Below are 22,245 nucleotides of genomic sequence, written 5' to 3'. Positions count from 1 at the left end.
CTATTTTATAGCATTAAAAAATCGACTTTATTTGTGCAAGCTTTTGTCTAAAATTAATATAGTTGAAAGAAGTATTTATTCGGAATAAGGAGCAAGGATGTTAATCATTTATCGAGTTGTATTACCGATATTACTGATTATTTTTGTATTAATGGGCTTGTGGGTCAATTTTCTACATTTTGCATCAGATTGGGTGATGTACATCGTCATGGGTTTGGAAGTGTTAGCTGCAACAATTGTGGTTAGCATGGAATATCAAGCTCAAAATGTTGGTGGTGCAAGTGGTTGGGGGATTTTTGGTTTTTTTGGCTTGAGTGTGAATTTAGCTTTGTTATTGGGGATTGCCCGTTTGCTAATTTGGGGTTACCAAAAATTTTGGGCATAGTGATTTAAAAAATTTAAAGAGTTTGATAAACTAATATCACTTCATTGGGGAGTAGCCGCTCTTTACGCAAAGTAAAGAGGTGATGGTCAACATAATTGTTCCACAGAACATGGTCATCATAGCAAAGAACCAAGAACAGCTGTTTAGCTGTGCTTTTGTTGGCAAGACCTTTGATTTACCACTCTGCATCAATCTACTTGATTTTGGCTAGCAGGAGGGGTAGGTCATCGGTGTATTTTGCTAGCCAGAGTATTCAACTATGTATGAATTCCTCATCTCCACATCAATTGTTGCCCTTGCTGAAATGGGCGATAAAACGCAATTGCTGGCATTATTACTCGCGGCACGTTTCCGTAAACCCGTTCCGATTTTAATTGCAATTTTACTGGCTACCACGATTAATCATGGTATCTCTGCGGTATTAGGTCAATGGATTACGACTGTCCTAAGTCCTGAAATTCTATTATGGATTTTGGCACTTGGTTTTATTGGTATGGCGATTTGGATGCTCATTCCTGATGAATTAGGGGATGAAACTGAAAGTATTAATAAATGGCAAAAATTCGGCGTATTTGGTGCAACTTTTATTCTATTTTTCTTGGCTGAAATTGGTGATAAAACCCAAATTGCTACAGTTGCTTTAGCTGCACGTTTTGACAGTATTTTTTGGGTCATGTGTGGTACAACGCTTGGCATGATGTTAGCGAATGCGCCAGCAGTATTTATCGGCGATAAGTTAGCTGATAAGTTACCAATTTCACTTATTCATAAAATTGGTGCTGCGATTTTCTTAGTCGTTGGTATTTCAACCTTGGTACAGCATTATTTCTTCTAATTAAATTTAAATCGCAAAAAAGATCCATCATTTATGCATGGATCTTTTTTTATAAATTATGATAAAACTACAATATTTGATTGAAACAATAATAAAATCCCATTATTTTATTAAGGAATTAAAATATTTCATATTTAAAAAATTTTTATGGGGTTGATATGAGTTTTGAGCGGACTACATCGCAAATACTATTTGATAATGGTACGCATAAATGCATTAGTTTTACCAGTTTGGTCAAGGGCGAAGGCATTCAAGCCAATCAATTTTTAATTATTGATCACGATCGTGCAGCGGTTCTAGATCCAGGTGGTGATCTGACCTATGTTCCTTTAACCATGGAGTTAAACCGCTATACCAAATTGAAAAATTTGGATTATGTGATGGCATCCCATCAAGACCCCGATATTATTACTTCGATGCCACGTTGGTTAGTTTATACCGATGCGAAAGTAGTGGCATCTAAATTATGGGCACGCTTTTTACCGCATTTAAACTCAGCATTTATGAGTGATCGAATGAAAGGGAATTGGGAAGATCGCTTAATTGAGCTTGCCGATACTGGACAAGTGATTCCTTTAGGTGAATCAGCAATCGTAGCGATTCCTGCTCACTTTTTGCATTCGGTGGGCAACTTCCAGTTTTATGATCCAGTCGCCAAAATTCTTTTTTCAGGGGATATGGGTGCCTCAATTGTTGATGATGCCAGCCAGCCGATTGCCGATTTTGAAGCTCACATCAAGAAGATGAAAGGCTTCCACCAGCGTTATATGTGTTCCAACAAGGTCATCCGTTTATGGGTGAATATGGTTCGCCAGATGGACCTCGACATGATTGTGCCGCAGCATGGCACCGCATTTGTTGGAAAAGAGATGATCAACCAGTTTCTGGACTGGATTGAGGGTCTGGAATGTGGCGTAGATTTAATGAATGAGTATGTGTTTAGTTGTCCTACCTAAATGAATTCATAATATTTTTTCTATAAATCTATTGTGTTCATCAACAACTTTTCTTAGGATTCAAGTTACAAAAAATTAATTTGATAACGAGAATTTTAAGAAAAATGTTGTCTCAAGTTGCAAGCTCAGATGCATGCGTGAGTTGTGGTGCATGCTGTGCAAATTATCGTGTTTCTTTTTATTGGGCTGAGGCAGAACGGATGCCTGCAAACATGGTCGAACCGCTCACAGCCGTTTATTCTTGTATGAAAGGTACCAACCAAGCTCAAGTCAAATGTATCGCATTACAAGGAGAAGTAGGACAGCAAGTCAGTTGTTCGATCTACGCCATTCGAAGCTCAACGTGTAAAGAGGTTCAGATTGCGGATGATCATTGTAATAAAGCACGACTTGCGCACAATCTCATCCCATTGATTAATATTGAACAACAAGATTCAGAAAATAATGAGAATTATGATCAAGTTTGTTAACTGTATCGATGTTGCTTAAATGACATAAGGCGTCGTAGTGAAGCGTTTCTACGCGCTTATCAAATTATTTTCATCATAGAAAATGAAAATCACATCGAAATTTGTTTATAATAGCTCACGGAAATTACCAGTGAGATTGTTATGCTGACCATCGTTCAAGAAGCGTTAACCTTCGATGATGTCTTATTACTTCCTGCCTACTCAACTGTTCTCCCAAAAGATGTCTCCTTAAAGACACGTTTAACTCGCGGAATTCAACTGAATATCCCTCTCGTTTCTGCTGCAATGGATACGGTGACTGAGTCTCGTATGGCGATTGCAATGGCGCAAAATGGTGGTATTGGTATTTTGCATAAAAACATGGATATCGCTGCACAAGCTGCGGAAGTACGCCGTGTAAAAAAATTCGAAGCTGGAATGGTGAAAGACCCAATCACAGTAACGCCTGAAACGACAGTACGTGAACTTATTGCAATTACCCAAGCGAATAATATTAGTGGTGTACCTGTTGTAAAAGATGGCAAAGTTGTGGGTATTGTCACAGGTCGTGATACTCGTTTTGAAACCAATCTTGAACAACCAGTAAGCAATATCATGACAGGTCAAGACCGTTTAGTGACTGTTCGTGAAGGTGAGTCGAAAGAAAATATTCAAGCATTGCTACAAAAGCATCGTATTGAAAAAGTTCTAGTTGTTGGTGAACACAATGAACTCAAAGGTTTAATTACAGTCACTGACTTCCGTAAAGCGGAAAGCTATCCAAGCAGCTGTAAAGATGACCTTGGTCGTTTACGTGTGGGTGCTGCGGTCGGTACAGGTGTAGAAACACCAAGCCGTGTGGAAGCATTAGTCGATGCGGGTGTAGATGTGATTGTCGTAGATACGGCACATGGTCACTCAGCGGGCGTAATTGAACGTGTACGTTGGGTAAAAACAAATTATCCACAAGTTCAAGTGATTGGTGGAAACATTGCAACAGGTGATGCAGCTTTAGCATTGTTAGATGCAGGTGCAGATGCTGTTAAAGTGGGTATTGGTCCTGGTTCGATCTGTACGACACGTATTGTGGCAGGTATTGGTATGCCTCAGATTTCGGCAATTGATAGTGTTGCCAATGCACTAAAAGATCAAATTCCATTGATCGCAGATGGCGGTATTCGTTTCTCTGGCGATATGGCGAAAGCGATTGGCGCAGGTGCGAGCACGATCATGGTCGGTTCACTCCTTGCTGGTACTGAAGAAGCGCCAGGTGAAGTTGAATTTTTCCAAGGTCGTTACTATAAAGCGTATCGTGGTATGGGTTCATTGGGTGCAATGGCGGGAGCAACAGGTTCTGCTGACCGTTATTTCCAAGACTCTAAAGCAGGTGCTGAAAAGTTGGTACCAGAAGGCATTGAAGGTCGTGTTCCATATAAAGGTCCAATGGGCAATATCATCCATCAAATGATGGGTGGTTTACGTTCTTCTATGGGCTATACAGGTTCATCTGTGATTGAAGATCTTCGTCAAAATGCAAAATTTGTGAAAATTACTTCGGCAGGCATGTCTGAATCACATGTTCATGATGTGACGATTACTAAAGAAGCACCAAACTATCGTGTAGGTTGATCTTTAGTAATTTTGGCAATAAAAAAACCGTCAGTCCACTGACGGTTTTTTTGTTTTGGTGTAAAGTAAAACAGATGAAAAATGATATGACGATACGTCATATAAAGATAAGAAAGTGAGTAAAGAATGAGCTATTTTGGAACTGATGGAATTCGTGGCAAATTTGGACAAATGCCGATTACCCCTGAATTTGCATTAAAATTAGGATTTGCAGCAGGAAAAGTATTAAAAAGAAATAGTCCTAAAAACAAACCAATTGTGGTTATGGGTAAGGATACGCGTTTATCAGGTTATATTCTAGAAGCAGCTCTCCAAGCAGGTTTAAACGCAGCAGGTGTATATGTGCATTTGTTGGGACCATTACCAACGCCTGCTATAGCGCATTTAACACGTGCTTTGCATGCACATGCAGGTATTGTGATTTCAGCATCACATAACCCTTACTTTGATAATGGGATTAAATTTTTCTCAGGTGAAGGTAAAAAACTCCCAGATGCCTTACAAAATGAGATCAATCAAGAATTAGAAAAAGATTTAGTGATTGATGATACGGCGAATCTAGGTAAAAGTGTTCGTGTAAAAGATGCAAATGGCCGATACATCGAATTCTGTAAATCAACATTTCCATACCACTTCGATCTTAGTAATCTCAAAATTGTAGTGGATTGTGCTAATGGCGCAGCATATAGCGTTGGTCCTTCAGTTTTTAGAGAGCTAGGTGCAAAAGTAATCCCGCTTTTTAATGAACCAGATGGCTTAAATATCAATGAAAATTGTGGATCAACCCATCCTGAATTTCTACAAAAGGCTGTAGTTGATCACCAAGCCGATTTAGGTATTGCGTTTGATGGTGATGCAGATCGTGTCGTGATGGTGGATAAAAATGGTCAGCTGGTAGATGGTGATCATATTCTGTATATCCTTGCTACTCAGGCCAAAAATAAACCAGCAGGTATTGTTGGAACAGTCATGAGTAATATGGCACTTGAGTTAGCATTACAAAAAGCGGATGTCGGTTTTGTACGCGCAAAAGTCGGTGACCGCTATGTATTACAGGCATTAGAAGAAAATGGTTGGGTCACAGGTGGTGAACCTTCAGGTCATATCTTAACGTTGGATAAGAGCACCACAGGCGATGCGATTATTGCTGCCTTACAAGTGCTCACGGTGATGGTTGAGCAAGAGAAAGCATTACATGAATTAGTTGCAGACTTTGAATTATTTCCACAGGTGTTAATCAATCTTCGTTTACAGCATATGATTGATCCATATGCTGTTCCTGCTCTTGTTGCTGAATTTGAAAAAGCTGAACAACAATTGACTGGGCGTGGACGTATTTTGATTCGTAAATCAGGTACTGAACCTGTGATTCGAGTTATGGTAGAAGGAGATCAACAGCAGGAAGTGGATGCCATCGCAAATCATTTAGCCGATGCAGTCAGAGCTCATGCTCAAGCTGCTTAAAGGAGAGTAATAATGAATGATATCATTAAAGACCTGAGTGAACTTCGTTTAAGTTATGAACAAGGTGAGTTACACGAATCCCAGATCAGTGTAAATCCCCATGAGCAATTCTTGAGTTGGTTCAATCATGCACTCACTGCTCAATTACATGAACCCTATGCGATGTCTTTGGCGACAGCAAATACTCAAGGTCGCCCACACGTCCGAACCGTTTTGTTACGTGGTGCAACAGAAGCTGGTTATGATTTTTACACTAATTATGATAGTCAGAAAGGATTAGACCTTGCGGAAAATCCTTATGCTGAACTTTTATTTTACTGGCCGAGTTTAGAACGTCAGGTACGTATTGGTGGTCAGGTTTCCAAGATTTCAGAACAGGAATCGACCGATTATTACCATAAGCGTCCACGTGATAGTCAGATTGCAGCACATATTAGTACGCCACAAAGTGGTGTCATTGAAAGCCGTGAGTTATTACAACAGCGTTTTCAAAACTTACAAAACCAAGTACATGAAGCGGAGTTGGATAAACCCGAATTTTGGGGTGGTTATCGCTTAGATGCAGATTATTATGAATTTTGGCAAGGACGACCAAACCGTTTACATGACCGTTTGAGTTATATCAAACGAAACGATCATTGGGTTGTGCAAAGATTGATGCCTTGATGAACAATGGATATGATTCATTAGATGGGTAATATATGATAGAAAACCAAATAAAGACATTAAGCGTAACCGAACTGTTAGGAATGAATTTTTACATTCCAGAATATCAGCGAGGTTACAGGTGGACAAAAACAAATGTTCTACAATTACTGAATGATATTTGGGAATATCGTCAAGAACCAAATAACAGAAATACTTTTTATTGCTTGCAACCTGTAGTCGTTAGACATGCAAAGTGGCAAGACATAAATGGAACAATCATACAAGGTTATGAGCTAATTGATGGACAACAACGACTTACAACACTCCATCGTATTCTTACCTATCTGATTTTAGAATATCTGCAAAATAATTTGAAATCAGAAGGTTATTCTGAAAATCTTTATTCCATCTATTACAAGACAAGGTTAGAATCTAAAACTTTTTTGGAAGCCAATAATACCGATAACACAAAGCCCGACTTACATTATATGAGTGAGGCTTATAAAACGATTAAAGAATGGTTTGAAGACGGAAAAAGAGGAATACCACGACAAGTAAAAGATGAGATGATGAAAATCATTTTACCAAGTATTCTTAATAAAGGAGAAAAACAATTTCCTGAATGGAGTGTTCAAGTAATTTGGTATGAAACTAAAGACACAACACAAAAAAGTGAAGAACTTTTTACACGCCTAAACAGAGGAAAAATTCCGCTTACAAGTGCTGAACTAATAAAGGCAAAATTTGTAAACTCTGATAGTTTTAAAGAAATGTCGGAAGATGATAAAATCAAACGAAGAACTCAGTTAATTCAAATTTGGGATGAAATAGAAAACCAACTAAACAATCCAAAGTTTTGGGCATTTATTTCAAATGAAAGTTTGAGAAAATATAGCAATAAAATAGAATATCTATTTGACATCGAAACCAATAAAAAATCAACTGAAAAAGACCCTCTGTATAGTTTTATACATTTCTTTGACAACAAAGAAACAGCAGAATCTCTTTGGAAAAAGTGGATGAAAATTGAAGAAATATACCGTTCATTGGTTTTTTGGTATTCTAATAAAAATTTTTATCATAAAATAGGTTTTTTGATTACAACGGGTGTAGATATTAAAGAATTAATAAATATAAAGAACAAGGACACAAAGCAAAATTTTGAAAATAAAATAAATATTTTAATTTCCAAAGAAATTGATGATAATTGGGAGGATTTAAGTTATGACAAGCCAAATGAACACAAAAAAATGATAAACATATTGCTATTAACCAATATAGAAATCTCACGAACTAACCATAATAGCAATGAGTTTTTCCCTTTTGAAATGTATAAAAGTATTACTAAAAGTTTAGAACATATCCATGCTCAGAATATTGAGGGAATAAACAAAAACAAAAAAGATGAATGGTTTATCTGGTTAGATTCTCACATAAGCATATTGCCGAATGTAAGCAATGAAAAAGAGAAAGTACAAAAATTAATTGATGAATTTCATGCTATTGATAAGAAAACATATACATACGACGATTTTAAAAGACTAAGTGAAAAAATATTAGCTCTAATTCCAAATGATAATATAGAAGAGAATGATTATTTACATAAAATACAAAATATAGCATTGCTTGGATTGCAAGAAAATATTTTGTTAAGCAATTCTGTATTTGAGGTCAAGCGTAGAAAAATTATTGAAATGGATAGAGCAGGTGCTTTCATTCCGTTGGCAACCAAACGAATTTTTTTAAAATATTATTGTTCTGAAAGCAATCAACATTATTCTATTTGGACAAAAGAAGAAAGAAGTGCCTATTTGCAAGAAATATACAATTGTGTGAAACTATATAAGCCTGAATCTTGAGTAATTAATAAAAATGCGTATTAATTATATTGAAGTTTTAAAAAATAATGTTGAAATTCCGATTATTCAACGTGATTATGCTCAAGGACGAACTGATGATAAGACAAGTAAAATCCGAAAAGACTTTCTGGATATATTGTTTAACTTTATTTCTAACAAATTAGAAGGTAAAAGTGCTGAAATTGAGCTTGATTTTATTTATGGTTTTAGTGATGTAAAAACTGACAACAAAACTACTTTTATTCCTATTGATGGACAACAAAGGTTGACAACACTTTGGCTTTTGTATTGGTTTATTTCTGTAAAAGAAAATGTTTCAGATACAGAAACGAAATTTCTTTCTCATCTGTTATACGAAACACGACATAGTACAACTGAGTTTTGCAGAAACCTAATACAATTCGAGGCTGAATTTTCACACGAAAAAATTAGCCAAGAAATAAAAAACCAATCTTGGTATTTTGAAACTTGGGACTATGACCCAAGTATTCAAGCAATGCTCGTTGTTCTCGATGACATAGAATTGAGATATGAAGACTTTAATATAAAAAATATTTGGAATGCTATTGGGAACTCCTCTTGTCCTTTTTATTTTTACAAATTGGATATGGATAAAGTGGGTCTGACAGACGATTTGTATATCAAAATGAACTCACGAGGTAAGCCACTTACCGAATTTGAATATTTTAAAGCTGGTTTTGCTGAAATTATTTCAAATGCTGAACAAAGAAAAAGGTTTGAGGAATCTGTTGACGGAAAATGGATTGAGACCATTTGGCATATTATTCTTGATTCGGGTTTGTTAACGGGTGAAGCTGACATAGCTTTAACGGTTGATAATTCATTTCTTAATCTATTTAATTTTATCACATCAGTGATTTCGTTCAAAAAAGAACTGAAAGACCAAAATAATCATCATTACAGGAATACCATTGTTTCTGCTGAACTATTAAAAACTATATATCATGATAAAGAAAATCAAGATTTTCTATTTGATACATTAGACGCTATTTGCAAGCAAGAACAAGAAAATTCAACATTTTGGAAAGACTTGTTTTATTACAGTAAAGATGAATTTAAGACGAAAAAAACAAGATTATTTTTCACTCATAAAGATACCAATCTTTTAAAACGTTGCTTATTCTATTTTGCAGATTTTAGAGGTTTTACTTTTCCAGAGCAAATATTGCTTTTAGCTTGCTTAACGTATTTAAAAGCACCAAGTGAGACGTTTAATGATCAGATTAGAGTCATAAGAAATTTAGTTGTAAATTCTGAAAATGAATTACGTGATAGTGTTTTAGGAAAAAGTTTTGCAGAAGTTGAACAATTTATATTAAATAATGATTTACACATTTTTAAAACATTTAAAACTGATCAAATAGAAGAGGAAAAATCTAAAAATGAGTACATCAAACAAGTAGTTGCTGATAAGCATTCAATTCAAAAACTCGAAGATAGCGACATATTTCGAGGTAGCATTAGCTTATTGCCTTTAGACAACAAGATGAAAAACCGTGCAGAGAAGTTTTTAGAAATTTTTGATGAAAAAGATTTTATGGGAAATTTTCTGACAAGAATTAATTTGTTGTTGAGTTTTGGTGATTATACACAAGATGATGGCTCACTTACTAACTTGATGACATCTAGTAATATAAGAGATTTTCTTACAACACCAAGTTTTAATAAGTCTCAATTCAAAACTAAAACACAGCAGATCGTATTGGCCTGTTTAGATTATTTTATCACCAACAATGATGTTGAAATTTCTCAACCAGTTGACAATGTTCTGCTAGCATATAGAACTGACCCAAAAGATTGGAAGTATTATTTCTTAAAATACCCTTCTTTTAGAGAAGATTGCAATCAAGGCAATTTTCATTGGTATAGTAACAGTGATTATTGTATTTGGAAAATGAGACAAAGGCAGTTTAATGGTCAGCATTGGGATCCATTTTTATATGAACTTTCTAAATCAAGTAAGAAATTAGAGTTTGAACATAAGTACGGCTCTAAACTTGTTTTTTCTCACAATGAGGGAAAAGTTTTAATTTCTTCCATTCCCAATGGATTTTTGTTTGAAAATGGAATGATGGACCGAGCATTAAATACATTGCTAGACAATTTACAAAGTAATAGAATCATTGACAATGATGGAAAATTTATCGTTGCTCAAAATGCAAGTGACTTAGATATGGAAGATAGAATTGAAAAACTTAAACAGACATTGAATGGCATAACTAATATAAATAATTAGAATGCCAAACCCCAAACTGTCAAAATTTATCCCAATCTATTTCTGGAAGCTTTGAAATCTCAATGGCTTTTTCTAAAGGGTAACACCACCATATAACCCCCTCTATTTTCATACTGCCATCGACATTTTCCAGATGTTCATAAAGTAACTGATATTGTGAGTCAGTTTCATCAAAAGCAACATCCAGATAAATTTCACCCAAGTAAGGAAAAGAAATCCAGCCATTTTTGCTCGAAAAGCTAAAACATTCTTCAAATTGGATATGATTTTGTTGCAACCATGCAATTAAATCAATGCGTTTTTGACATTGTTCATAATCAAAATCTTCTCCATTTCTAATGTTTTGAATCATATCTTCATCTTTTCCATGAAAAGTAATATACAAAACATCTCTTTGCTTTTCTAAGGCAATATAATCAATATTTTTGAGTATTCTTGGCATTTTACTCCCCTTAATTTATGCGTGATAAATTCGATAACCATATTCAGGGGTAAATTTTTCTTCACAAAAACCCTGCTGAATAAGTGTGTCAACCAGTTGTTCTGCATGGCTATAACTGAGCATAAATTTTCGTTGTACCGAAGATATAGATACATAACCAATATCTTGAGAAAATATTTTAATCTGTTCTAATAATGGTTCATCTAGCATATTATTCTCCTTGTTGAAGTAAACGAATTAAAATCATACTGACATTATCGTAAGCATGATGTTGATATAATGCATTTTTCATTTCCATCAGCCATGTTTTTAATGAAGTTTCAGCAAGTAAAGGTTGCCAAGTATCACATTCCAAGATATCGTGAACACCATCACTGCAAATTAATAACGCATCTTCCTCGGTTAAATATTCTTCTTGAGGGGAAAACTCAGGAATTTCATGTTGTGAATCAGCACAAAAACAATAATTGAGCATATAGTAAAAACTGGCATATTCTTGCCCCACAATAATTTGTATTTCACCATTTTCAGCCATTTCATTGAGGAAATTATGGTCTTTGGTCAAGGCATACCATTTATGCTGATGTCCACTAAATAAATAGACCCGACTATCGCCCACATGCTGAATTTGAATAAAACCCTGTGGACTGGTATGACTCACCAAAGCCAAAGTTGCACTGGTACTATATGTTTTTGGATTGGCTGCGAGCGTATTGCTTAAATCATCTTGAATTTGTTGTAAAGAAACGCGCTGTTTGGCTTGAGCTTGTGCCAATACACTGTTCAGTACCTGTTTTGAGGCTTGTTCAGCTTTGGGGCTGCTACTGACACCATCAGAAACCGCAGCGCACCAATATTCATCGGCAGGGTAAACATAACGTTTACTGATCAAACCATCATGTTGAATGACTTTATTGCCAATCAGAATCGCATCTTGCTGAATTGGTGGCTTAGCTCGCCATGTTAAAGCCTGCATTTCAAAATAGTATGGATTCATCAAAATGCCTCATGATTGAGTGAAATGTTATTTATAGCTATATTTACAGATAAATTCAAACCAATTTTTAATGCAAGTAATTGATTTTATTTATATTTTTGTCGCGGTTAAAACGACATTTACGCTTTTAACCGCTCGTTCACGTCTTTTATTCTGGCAAAATATGTCACAAACTATTTTTATATTATGCTTTATATAATTTAATCAATATCTTAACTATTATAAATATACGTCTTGATATTTTAGGTTGGTACAAATTTTAAGCACAATAGTAACAAAATATTTATGAAAAAAATTGTATCTTTTTTATCTGTTAAATTGCTTTGATCGGTAAATACAAAGGGCAAAAGTTTTAAAAAGCATGCTATTTTGATCCATTCATTTTAAACCAGTGCATTACCATTGAATTATCCAATTATTCAGCAACGTCCCTTATTAACAAGCCCTGAACAATTTCAGGGCGTGCCTACGTTTATTGCTGAAATATTGGCACGACGTGGCGTTCAGTCTGAACAGGAACTTGAGCTTAAACTCAAGCATCTGCTTCCACCCAGTCTCAAGGGACTGGATACGGCGGTTGAACTGATCGATCATGCGATTGATCAGCAGCAGAAGATTGTCATTATTGGTGATTATGATGCCGATGGTGCGACCAGTACCGCCCTGATGGTGTTAGTGCTGCAAGAGATGGGTGCGGTGGTTGAATATCTGGTGCCTGACCGTTTTAAGTATGGTTATGGACTTACGCCAAAAATTGCTGAACTGGCGCAGCAGACCTATCAGCCAGATTTACTGATTACGGTGGATAATGGAATCTCCAGTCATGCAGGTGTTGAAACCGCACAGGCGTTGGGTATGCAGGTGATTATTACCGACCACCACCTGACCACCAAACCAACTCCATCCGCAGAGGCGGTGGTGAATCCTAATCAACTGGGCTGTGACTTTCCAAGCAAAGCACTGGCAGGTGTTGGTGTTGCCTTTTATGTACTAGCAAAATTAGCCAGTTACCGCGCTCAGCAGGGAAAAAGTACCAGTAAAGTCACTCAGTATTTAGATTTGGTTGCGTTGGGAACTTATGCTGATGTTGCATCGCTTGATTATAATAACCGTATTTTAGTGGATGCTGGCTTAAAAAGAATTCAGCAATATCAATGTCGTGCAGGAATTTTAGCATTATTGGATATTGCAAAACGAGACGCTGCAAGTTTACGCGCTCAAGATTTAGGTTTCGTGATCGGCCCTCGAATTAATGCGGCTGGTCGTATGGAGAGCATGCGAATAGGTATTGAGTGTTTATTGGCTCCAGATCTAGCAACAGCCTATCCAATTGCACAGCAGCTCAATCAACTGAATGTAGAACGTCGTCAAGTTGAAGCTGAGATGAAACAGCAAGCGATCAGTGCATTACAGCATGTGCAGCTACAGGCAGATTCTTTACCTGCTGCACTGGTGATGTTTGATGAACAGTGGCATCAAGGGGTAATAGGGATTGTAGCTGGGCGTCTAAAGGAACAGTTTCACCGACCAAGTTTAGTATTTGCTCCTGATGAAGATGGGATACATATTAAAGGCTCTGCACGTTCGATTGAAGGTATTCATATTCGCGACAGCATTGAACAGGTGGCGGAACAATACCCCCATTTGGTCAGTCATTTTGGTGGGCACGCAGCAGCAGCAGGTTTGACCTTAAAAAAAGATAATTTTGATGAATTTAAAACAGTTTTTATTCAATCAATTGCTGAAATGGATGAAAATTTATTCCAAGCGACTCTATGGACAGATGGTGAGTTAACTGATGCTAGTTTACATCTTGAAACGCTAGACTGGATTGATCGGCTAGGTCCTTGGGGACAAAAATTTCCAATTCCTCAATTTGAGGGAAGATTTAAAGTGATAGATTATCGCTGGCTTAAAGATCAGCATTTAAAACTGAAAGTATCTTTAGGACAGCAAATTATCGATGCAATCGTTTTTAATGCGGCAGACCGTTTTGAGTTCAATCCGATGCTAGGTTATGTTGATCTCGTTTATACATTGGAACGCAATGTCTTTAATGGCATCACCAGCCTGCAACTTCAGGTTGTATATTTAAGCCAATAAAAAAACCCACCCATAAAGGGTGGATTCCTTAGGGTCTGTTAAAGATCAACAGACCCTATATTCTCTCTGGAGAGAATTAGAAGCGGTATGCAGCACGTACGCCATATATATTGGCTTCATCAGCAAAACCGATAGAACCTTCTAGGCTCACTTGTTGATTGAAGAACTTTTTCGCACGAATATCAAAAACGTCGTCATCAACGCCATCAGCATCACTACCTGTGTAACCAACACCAACGCTGAATGTTTTGTCTAGGTACAAGTCACCGCCAAGACCATAGAAATTGTCATCACCAAAACGAGCGTTCGCTTCAAGGTTGATGTCATATTGGCCTACTTGAGTAACGTATTTTGCACGTAGGGTCGGATCAACTTCGTTATCACCGCCATCCACGTCTTCACCTGCTAAACCAGCAGCAATTAAAAAGCCAGTCACAGGCAAGTAACCAACTTCTGCGGCATAAGTGGTTGCATCGCCAGCATCAGCATCAACTAAGCCAACACGACCATTTAAATAAAAATCTGAGTTTGGAACAAAGTACTCAACACCGACATTAAAAGTCGTAACATCAACATCATCAAAATCTGTATTACTTAGGTCTGCATTGATATTGCTAGCACGATCTAAAAATGCAGCTTCATTTAATGGTGAATTGCGAACTTGTACTGGTTTGAAATAATAGGCACCATCAACAGCGAAAGTGTTTGCTGAATCACCATTATCAATATCAGTATATGCATAGGTGCCGCCTACTTCAGCTTGGTATGCGTGCGCAGTGCCTGTGATTGCCAATGCAGATAACAGTGCAGATGTAATTGCTAATTTTTTCATGGTTAACCCCTTTTTGAGATAATGTACCAATTTATAAGTGATTACATTTTTTGTTACATTTTAAGTTTAGTAGAAAAAAACCGCGAGTCAATCTTGAGAACGTAACCAAACTGTAGTAATGTGGTTTTTTTGTAAGTTATTGGTCGTATCTATTTGATATTTATTGTTTAATGTAAATGTGAGCTTTTGTTAAAACGGCTAGATAAATTGTTTATCTAGATGGCTTTGGTGTGTTTTTTGCAAATTTTTATTAGCAAATGTGTCTAACAGAAATCAAGTTGAAGGGCATTTTTGCCTTATATTCTCATAAAAAAGACACGGCTGTGTCCTGAAAATAGTTATGTTAAAATATGAGATTGAGTGAAAAATATTGTGAGAAAATACGCGTGGAAATTAATCCGTACTTAGTCCAATTGAAAGATTTATCTGATCGTAGCCAGACACTACGGGGGTATCTTTGACTACGATCTAAAGGCTGAGCGTTTAGAAGAAGTATTGAGAGAACTAGAAGACCCAACGATTTGGAATGATCAGAGTCGTGCGCAAGCCATTGCGAAAGAAAAGGGCAGTTTAGAAAATACTTTAGGTGTATTTGATCGTCTTGCAGAGCAGCTAGATGATGCCAAAGCGATGCTTGATCTGGCTGTAGAAGCCGATGATGAAACTTTACTAGAAGATGTTCAGGCTGAACTTGATAGTGCTGAACAGGCTTTAGGTAACTTAGAATTCCGCCGCATGTTTAGTAATCCAATGGATCCAAATCCATGTTTCCTTGAAATCCAATCAGGTTCTGGTGGTACGGAAGCACAAGACTGGGCATCGATGTTACTGCGGATGTATCTGCGTTGGATCGAACGTCATGGCTTTAAAGCTGAATTGATGGAAGTGTCTGATGGTGACGTGGCAGGCATTAAATCCGCAACCATCCGTGTCGATGGCGAGTTTGCTTATGGCTGGTTACGTACCGAAAGTGGCGTACACCGTTTAGTACGTAAGTCACCATTTGATAGTAATAACAACCGTCATACCTCATTCTCTGCGGTATTTATCTCACCTGAGATTGATGACAATATCGAAATTGATATTAATCCATCGGATGTCCGTACCGATACTTATCGTGCTTCGGGTGCGGGTGGTCAGCACATTAACAAAACCGATTCGGCAGTTCGTCTCACTCACGCACCAACAGGTATCGTGGTGGCATGTCAGAACCAACGTTCACAGCATGCGAACCGTGACCATGCATGGAAGCAATTACGTGCCAAACTCTATGAGTTAGAGATGAGCAAACGTAATGAAGCAGCTCAAGCATTGGAAGACTCGAAGTCAGATATTGGTTGGGGCAGTCAGATTCGTTCTTATGTCCTAGATGATTCACGTATTAAAGATTTGCGTACTGGTATTGAAAATTCAAATACTAAAGCAGTCTTAGATGGTGATTTGGATAAGTTCATTGAAGCAAGTTTAAAGCAAGGTCTATAAATCTCTTGCCCTCTCCCTGGTCTTCTCCTGTCAGGAGAGGGAATACTCGAATTTAAAGTGTGAGAAAAAGTCTCCTATTCCTGAGCGGATGGAGACTTTATTCAATGAAAACAAGTATATTAAAGTGGCTTGGTTCAGCATTGTTTAGTTAATCGAAAAAATAGGATATTAATATCGAAAAAAACAGATATTAATATTTAAAAAATACGATATACTGGGTTTAGGTGCTGAACAGAGTTTTGCCGCTTGATCAACATGGTGAGTCTATGGATATTGACATTATTAGCAAAGCCTTAGCCAATCCATTACGCCGACAGATTTTGCAGTGGCTAAAAGAGCCTGAGCAATTTTTACCGGTGCAGGAATGTGGTGGCAGTTTTGAACGAGGCGTATGTGCTGGTCATATTGAACGTCTAGGCAAAGTTGCACAATCAACCATGTCAAATCATTTGTCTGTGTTACAGCAGGCAGGTTTGATTCAAGTTGAGAAATATGGGCAGTGGTCCTATTTCACCAGAAATGAAGCTTTGATTCAGCAATATATCGAACATTTAAAACAAACACTTTAACTGAATAAGTGTAAATTGAGGCGATCATGGCTGAACTAAATTCTGCGTTACAAGTGGGTGATTTTACGATTAAAAACCGTTTGGTTTTATCACCTTTGACGAGAGCTCGTAGTGGTGTTGAGCGTATTCCAAACGATTTAATGGTGGAATACTATCAACAACGTGCCAATGCGGGCTTAATTATTACTGAAGCGACGGTGATTAGTCCGAAAGCTGCTGGCTACGCCAATACGCCAGGCTTATGGTCACAAGCTCAAGCTCAAGCGTGGAACAAAATTGTTGAAGCAGTGCATGCGCAAGGTTCAAAGATTGTGGTTCAGCTATGGCATGTCGGTCGTATTTCACATCCTGACTTATTGGATGGTGATATTCCAGTTGCACCAAGTGCGATTCAACCTGCGGGTGAAGTGAGTTTACTGCGTCCAAAACGTCCTTTCGTTACACCTCGTGCTTTATCGCATGAAGAAATCCAAGAAATCGTCGCACAATATAAACATGCGGCTGAGTTAGCGAAAGCAGCAGGTTTTGATGGTGTTGAGTTGCATGCAGCCAATGGTTACCTGATCGATCAGTTCCTGCAAAGTAGCACCAATATTCGTGATGATGAGTATGGTGGTTCAATTGAAAACCGCGCGCGCTTGTTGTTGCAAATTGTGGATGCCTTTATTGAGGTATGGGGTGCAGGTCGGGTGGGTGTGCATTTGGCACCGCGTGGTGATTCACATGACATGGGTGATGATAATCCACTCGCGACTTTTGGTTATGTGGTTGAACAACTGGATCAGCGCAATGTGGCCTTTATCTTTACCCGTGAATATGAAGCAGAAGACAGCTTATTGCCAAAACTCCGCCCTAAATTCAAAGGGGTGTGGATTGCTAACGAGAAATTAACACCAGCTTCAGCAAAACAGATTTTAGAAACTGAGCAAGCAGATGCCGTGGCATTTGGATTAGCTTATATTGCCAATCCAGATCTATTAGAACGTTTGGAACATGATTTGCCTTTAAATCAGGTTCAATTCGATACTTTATATGGTGCAGGTGCAGAAGGTTATACCGATTATCCTACCTTTGAAGAGTTGGAAGCCTAAGCAACCTGTGCTGGATAAAAATAATCTGGACTGAACTCAGATGAAAGATCAAGCGGATCATTAGCCGCTTGATTTTTTTTATTTTTAAGACTTACTTTGCTGTACTGCCTGTTCACTTCGATTCTTATAAAAATCCAGAATCACATTGGAAAAATCATGCACCATCAGTTGCGCAACGCGATTGGCATAGAAATTGACTTCGGTGCTAATTCGATAATCAATTTTTAGTGTGAGCTTAGTTTGCTGATCATTGATTGGTGTCAATTCAAACGAGGTATATCGAAGATCAAAATATTTCCCTCCAATGCTGACATGATCATCTAGCGCGCCTTGAGGAATGGAGGTTGGGGAGAAACGATAGGTCCAACTGAGATATTGATTGGGTTTGGATTGTTGAATAATTTCCTCAAAATGAATATTTTTTTGCCAAGTTGAATATCGGATCAATCCTTCATTCGTGGGTTTAGTTAACCCCGAAACAGGATAAGGCACACCAATGCTGTATAACACGCTCGGTTTAAATTCATGTGGTTGAATATTGTCGGCATGATTGAGTTGTTGCCAAATGACCTTGGCAGGAGCATTGATCAGAACACTGCGATCAACATGATCATAATGCAGTTGGGTTTTCTCAGGGATAGGCAGCAGAATAAATGGTAATAATACGAGGCTATAAATGCCCTTATTCGGTTTCCATATTTTGTAACACAGCCCTTTCATGAATAAAGCGCCAATCAGCATACCGCCCAATAAAATCGGGGTCATAATTACAACGCAAATAGCACCTTCATGTAGTACAACAATCGAGAACAATAAGAGCAAAACGAGGAAAATAATAATCACTTTAAAACTTTGTATAAATGAAACAGCCTTTCGGTAATTCTGGATATATACAATCAGTGCGCCAATAATAAAGGGAACCACAAGTAAAAAACTGGCTTTCATTAATGCGCCTAAGTGACTGGCTAGAAGCGCCCACAAGCAGCACAGTAACGCTAGGATTAAAAAAGGGAGAATAATTTTAAATGGATGACGGGGTAGATATTCTTGTGTTGTTTCATCAGAAGGTTGCCTTATTTGTTTGAACCAATCAGGTTGCATTGTTTTTCTCAAAATGGATTATTCTTTGTTCTAAGATATCATTTTTCTTTATAAAGAAATATTTAATCAAAGTGCAACATACAATAATCAATTGTCAATGCATATGAAACTTCCGCATAATGAGCTGAAATCAAATTCTAAATTATGGTCTAGGATGGCGCAGCAAAACGCAGTACAGCAAACACCATTTTGGTATAACTTTTTACTGATATGTCTCAAGCCTTTATACCGTTGGAAAATTAAACAACGGGCTGAAAGTGATGCACTATTTCAGCAAGAGTGTCTAGAGCGTTTTGGACCATTTCAACCCCCTAAAAATTTAAATACGATTTGGTTTCATGTGGTATCGGTTGGAGAAACGAATGCTGCTCAACCTTTGATTGAGCACTATCTAAAATTTGGACATTCCGTTTTAGTGACCAATACCACCAAGACAGGACAAGCCAGAGCCAAGAGTTTATTTTCCGAAAAATATCCGACACTTTTTCAGGCGGTCTATTTGCCTGTTGATCAAAAACCATTACTGAAACAATTTTTTGAGTTGTATCAACCGAAACTTCTTGCTCTAGTGGAAACTGAAATTTGGCCAAACTTAATTGCCCAAGCGAAACAGCAACAAATCCCATGTATCTTATTGAATGCTCGTCTTTCAGCAAAATCAGCAAAAGGTTATGGCAAAGTTCGTCGTTTAACACAGCCGATGTTGCAGCAACTCACATGGTTGTTAGCTCAGGACATCGCGACACAACAGCGTTATATGGATTTGGGGCTAGATCAAGCCAAGAGTCAGGTGGTGGGTAATATCAAGTTTGATATTACAGCACCGCAATCTTATGTAGAAAAAGCTGAACAGTTAAAACAAGATTGGCAATTGCTAGATCGTCAGGTGATTACCTTAGCTAGCACACATTCACCTGAAGAAGAAAATTTATTAAGACAATTACAACCACATTTAAATTCAAATCCAAATTTGCTCTGTATTGTGGTACCACGTCATCCTGAGCGTTTTGATGAGGTGTATAAAATTTGTCAAAGTTTAAATTTAAATACGCAACGCCGTAGTCTTAAACAGCCAATTCAAACTGATACACAGGTTTTCCTTGCCGATAGTATGGGTGAAATGTGGTTATGGTATGAACTCAGCCAAGCTTGTTTTGTGGGTGGTTCATTGAATGAGCCAGGTGGCGGACATAATATTCTAGAACCGATGGTTTTAGATGTACCGACTGTGATTGGCCCACGCTATTTTAATTTCCAAAGTATCGTGGATGAGTTTGTAGCGGAACACGGAATTTTGATTGGAACAGATGCTGCACAAGTGGTACAGCAACTTTTGAGTTGTTTAGATGACCCAATACAGACTCAGCAATTGATTGAACAGGCCGAATTGGTTCTGCAACGAAATAAAGGCTCACTCCAAAAGCATATTCAATTGATTGATCATTATTTAGAATTTAAAGCTTTGTCATGAATATTGTTTTACTTGAACCTAATCAAATCACGACAACAGATAATATCTGGCAGATTGAAAATCAACGTCAACTACAACATTTACAACAGCATATTCAGTTGAATTGTGGTGATACTTTAAAAGTCGGCGTGCGTAATGGTCAACGCTATCTTACGGAAGTAATATCTGTTTCTGAGCAACAGATTCGCATAAGACCAATTCAGGTTGAAGCAATCCCAGCAAAGTTACCTGTGCATTTGATTCTTGCTTTGCCACGTCCTAAAGTGTTACGCCGTATCATCATGGATGCGGTGACTTTAGGTGTGGAACGGATCAGTTTGATTCATAGTTATCGAGTGGATAAAAGCTATTGGCAAAGCCCATTTTTACAGCAACTCGATGATTATGTGACTTTAGGTTTAGAGCAAGCAGGCGACACGATTGCACCTGAAATTCAATTGTATAAACGCTTTAAACCTTTTGTTGAAGATGTTTTGCCTACATTTATTTCGGATCAGAAACCTGCTTATGTCGCACACCCTTATGCAGAACAGCAGATGCCTTATGCGATTCAACATTCATGTCACTTAATTGTTGGCCCAGAAGGTGGATTTATTCCGTATGAGGTCGATCTGCTCATAAAAAACGGCTGCCAAGCGATGAGCTTAGGCAACCGAATTTTACGAACTGAAACGGCAGTATCACATATTTTAGGGCGATTATTTATCTAAGTTCTCTGTATTATCAGATTGATCACCACGATACACTTTGACTTCTTGTACTGGGTAAGGAATCGAAATTCCTTTTTCATCGAAGGCTGTTACAACCAGTTCTTGAATTTCACTAATTGATGCAGATGTGGTGGTTTCTGTGGTATTTACCCACCAACGGACGGTTAAATTAATCGAGAAATCTGCAAGTGCGGTGACATTGACCGAGAAACCGGGTTGGCTCAGTACATTAAGATTACGGTCTAAAATATCCATAATGATTTTTTTTGCTTTCTGCATATCATCTTCATACCCAATACCCACTATAAACTCACAACGGCGGCGCTGGTAGGCATTGTTCACTGTCACGGCACTGGTATACACCGTGGCATTTGGAATCACGATACGGCGACCATCAGGTGAGCGTAAAAAGGTTGCGCGAATTTGGATATCTTCAACATTGCCTTCAAAACCATTCACAACAATATCATCGCCGATGCGGAAAGGTTCACTGAGTAAAATTAAGATACCTGATAGCAAGTTTTGGAAAATATCTTTGAAAGCGAAACCGATTGCAACAGAACCGATTCCCAATGCTCCGATTAACTGGCTTGGGGTGAAACCTGGAATAGCGATGACCAATCCAATTAAAAAACCAAAGAATAGAATAAAAGTGCTTCCGACACGGTTGAGCACTAATACCAAGTTTTGTCGGGTGTAGCTACGGTTTTCCAAAGTTTTGTGAATAAAGAATTTAAATAACTTAGTCAGTAGCCAAAAAATGACAAATACTGTGATCGCAATACAGATATAGGGTACACGCTCCCAAAAGCTATCCATAATTTTATCGATTGTTGTATAGGCATCATGATATTTTTCAGTATGTGCCAATACCGTTTGCGTGGTTTTTGCACCTGCTTGATGAATCAATTCACCAGTATCTTTAGCGACCTCAGTTAATGTCGTTTGCTCATTTGCCACGGGAA

21 protein-coding genes and 1 riboswitch are annotated in these 22,245 nt (G+C 37.7%); of the genes, 15 read left to right on the top strand and 6 right to left on the bottom strand.

Annotated elements, in window-relative coordinates:
• Positions 1-97 precede the first annotated feature (97 nt).
• From NO346_RS01880 to NO346_RS01840, 9 genes are all read left to right on the top strand, one after another.
• A complete protein-coding gene (locus NO346_RS01880; protein ID WP_046739814.1) occupies positions 98-385 on the top strand; it encodes a hypothetical protein in 288 nt (95 codons plus the stop codon).
• Between the two features lie 34 nt (positions 386-419).
• Positions 420-560: riboswitch (yybP-ykoY riboswitch) on the top strand.
• A gap of 84 nt (positions 561-644) precedes the next feature.
• The gene (locus NO346_RS01875; RefSeq protein ID WP_087537048.1) at positions 645-1,220 is read left to right on the top strand and encodes a TMEM165/GDT1 family protein; all 576 of its coding nucleotides are present in this window, start codon (positions 645-647) and stop codon (positions 1,218-1,220) included.
• Between the two features lie 158 nt (positions 1,221-1,378).
• Positions 1,379-2,176 carry an MBL fold metallo-hydrolase gene (locus NO346_RS01870; protein WP_249570394.1) on the top strand — a complete coding sequence of 266 codons (798 nt, stop codon included), beginning with the start codon at positions 1,379-1,381 and terminating at the stop codon, positions 2,174-2,176.
• A 104-nt stretch (positions 2,177-2,280) separates the two neighbouring features.
• Entirely contained in the window at positions 2,281-2,646 is a 366-nt protein-coding gene (locus NO346_RS01865; RefSeq protein WP_004659898.1) for a YkgJ family cysteine cluster protein, read from the top strand.
• A 141-nt stretch (positions 2,647-2,787) separates the two neighbouring features.
• On the top strand, positions 2,788-4,254 hold the full coding sequence (gene guaB, locus NO346_RS01860) for an IMP dehydrogenase (RefSeq protein ID WP_004659900.1): 1,467 nt from the start codon (positions 2,788-2,790) through the stop codon (positions 4,252-4,254).
• Positions 4,255-4,380: 126 nt separating this feature from the next.
• Positions 4,381-5,718: a phosphoglucosamine mutase gene (gene glmM, locus NO346_RS01855; RefSeq protein WP_256414028.1), complete on the top strand. Its 1,338-nt coding sequence runs from the start codon at positions 4,381-4,383 to the stop codon at positions 5,716-5,718.
• 12 nt (positions 5,719-5,730) lie between these two features.
• Entirely contained in the window at positions 5,731-6,384 is a 654-nt protein-coding gene (pdxH, locus tag NO346_RS01850; protein ID WP_256414027.1) for a pyridoxamine 5'-phosphate oxidase, read from the top strand.
• Positions 6,385-6,419: 35 nt separating this feature from the next.
• On the top strand, positions 6,420-8,225 hold the full coding sequence (locus NO346_RS01845; protein WP_256414026.1) for a DUF262 domain-containing protein: 1,806 nt from the start codon (positions 6,420-6,422) through the stop codon (positions 8,223-8,225).
• 13 nt (positions 8,226-8,238) lie between these two features.
• Complete coding sequence (locus tag NO346_RS01840; protein WP_256414025.1) at positions 8,239-10,482, top strand: DUF262 domain-containing protein; 2,244 nt, start codon at positions 8,239-8,241, stop codon at positions 10,480-10,482.
• 19 nt (positions 10,483-10,501) lie between these two features.
• Here the strand turns inward: NO346_RS01840 and NO346_RS01835 are convergent, their stop codons facing one another.
• Genes NO346_RS01835 through NO346_RS01825 form a run of 3 tightly spaced genes read right to left on the bottom strand, consistent with a single transcriptional unit; the run spans position 10,502 to position 11,921 of the window.
• A complete protein-coding gene (locus NO346_RS01835) occupies positions 10,502-10,924 on the bottom strand; it encodes a hypothetical protein (protein WP_256414024.1) in 423 nt (140 codons plus the stop codon).
• 15 nt (positions 10,925-10,939) lie between these two features.
• Positions 10,940-11,134, bottom strand: a complete 195-nt coding sequence (locus NO346_RS01830; protein ID WP_256414023.1) for a DNA translocase FtsK — start codon at positions 11,132-11,134, stop codon at positions 10,940-10,942.
• Position 11,135: 1 nt separating this feature from the next.
• Positions 11,136-11,921, bottom strand: coding sequence for a PP2C family serine/threonine-protein phosphatase (locus NO346_RS01825; RefSeq protein WP_256414022.1), 786 nt, complete (start codon positions 11,919-11,921; stop codon positions 11,136-11,138).
• Between the two features lie 402 nt (positions 11,922-12,323).
• Here NO346_RS01825 and recJ point away from each other — a divergent pair, with 402 nt between their 5' ends.
• The gene (gene recJ / locus NO346_RS01820; RefSeq protein WP_256414021.1) at positions 12,324-14,024 is read left to right on the top strand and encodes a single-stranded-DNA-specific exonuclease RecJ; all 1,701 of its coding nucleotides are present in this window, start codon (positions 12,324-12,326) and stop codon (positions 14,022-14,024) included.
• 76 nt (positions 14,025-14,100) lie between these two features.
• On the opposite strand, the gene NO346_RS01815 is transcribed toward recJ, so the two are convergent.
• Positions 14,101-14,856: a putative porin gene (locus NO346_RS01815; protein WP_249570390.1), complete on the bottom strand. Its 756-nt coding sequence runs from the start codon at positions 14,854-14,856 to the stop codon at positions 14,101-14,103.
• Between the two features lie 386 nt (positions 14,857-15,242).
• On the opposite strand from NO346_RS01815, the gene prfB reads away from it, so the two are divergent.
• The 3 genes from prfB (at position 15,243) to NO346_RS01800 (ending at position 17,998) form a co-directional block, all read left to right on the top strand.
• A protein-coding gene (gene prfB / locus NO346_RS01810; RefSeq protein ID WP_111313900.1) for a peptide chain release factor 2 occupies positions 15,243-16,338 on the top strand; the annotation gives its coding sequence in 2 pieces (ribosomal slippage) (positions 15,243-15,314 and positions 15,316-16,338; 1,095 coding nt in all).
• A 266-nt stretch (positions 16,339-16,604) separates the two neighbouring features.
• Positions 16,605-16,907, top strand: a complete 303-nt coding sequence (locus NO346_RS01805) for a helix-turn-helix transcriptional regulator (RefSeq protein WP_087543600.1) — start codon at positions 16,605-16,607, stop codon at positions 16,905-16,907.
• A gap of 26 nt (positions 16,908-16,933) precedes the next feature.
• Positions 16,934-17,998 carry an alkene reductase gene (locus NO346_RS01800; protein WP_256414020.1) on the top strand — a complete coding sequence of 355 codons (1,065 nt, stop codon included), beginning with the start codon at positions 16,934-16,936 and terminating at the stop codon, positions 17,996-17,998.
• Between the two features lie 84 nt (positions 17,999-18,082).
• Here NO346_RS01800 and NO346_RS01795 read toward each other — a convergent pair whose 3' ends face one another.
• Positions 18,083-19,099: a hypothetical protein gene (locus NO346_RS01795; protein ID WP_256414019.1), complete on the bottom strand. Its 1,017-nt coding sequence runs from the start codon at positions 19,097-19,099 to the stop codon at positions 18,083-18,085.
• 154 nt (positions 19,100-19,253) lie between these two features.
• Here NO346_RS01795 and NO346_RS01790 point away from each other — a divergent pair, with 154 nt between their 5' ends.
• Together NO346_RS01790 and NO346_RS01785 are read left to right on the top strand one after the other, a co-directional pair.
• On the top strand, positions 19,254-20,570 hold the full coding sequence (locus tag NO346_RS01790) for a 3-deoxy-D-manno-octulosonic acid transferase (RefSeq protein WP_256414018.1): 1,317 nt from the start codon (positions 19,254-19,256) through the stop codon (positions 20,568-20,570).
• Complete coding sequence (locus tag NO346_RS01785) at positions 20,567-21,280, top strand: 16S rRNA (uracil(1498)-N(3))-methyltransferase (RefSeq protein WP_087537037.1); 714 nt, start codon at positions 20,567-20,569, stop codon at positions 21,278-21,280. Before NO346_RS01790 ends, NO346_RS01785 begins: the two co-directional genes overlap by 4 nt.
• Here the strand turns inward: NO346_RS01785 and NO346_RS01780 are convergent.
• Positions 21,269-22,240: a mechanosensitive ion channel family protein gene (locus NO346_RS01780; RefSeq protein ID WP_087547630.1), complete on the bottom strand. Its 972-nt coding sequence runs from the start codon at positions 22,238-22,240 to the stop codon at positions 21,269-21,271. The two genes, NO346_RS01785 and NO346_RS01780, sit on opposite strands and share 12 nt — an antisense overlap.
• Positions 22,241-22,245: the final 5 nt, after the last annotated feature.

The sequence above is a fragment of the Acinetobacter sp. 5862 genome (assembly GCF_024494585.1).
In the GTDB taxonomy this organism is placed as follows: domain Bacteria; phylum Pseudomonadota; class Gammaproteobacteria; order Pseudomonadales; family Moraxellaceae; genus Acinetobacter.
The sequence above is the reverse complement of the archived record's forward strand: the minus strand, read 5'-3'. Positions and strand labels throughout refer to the sequence as shown.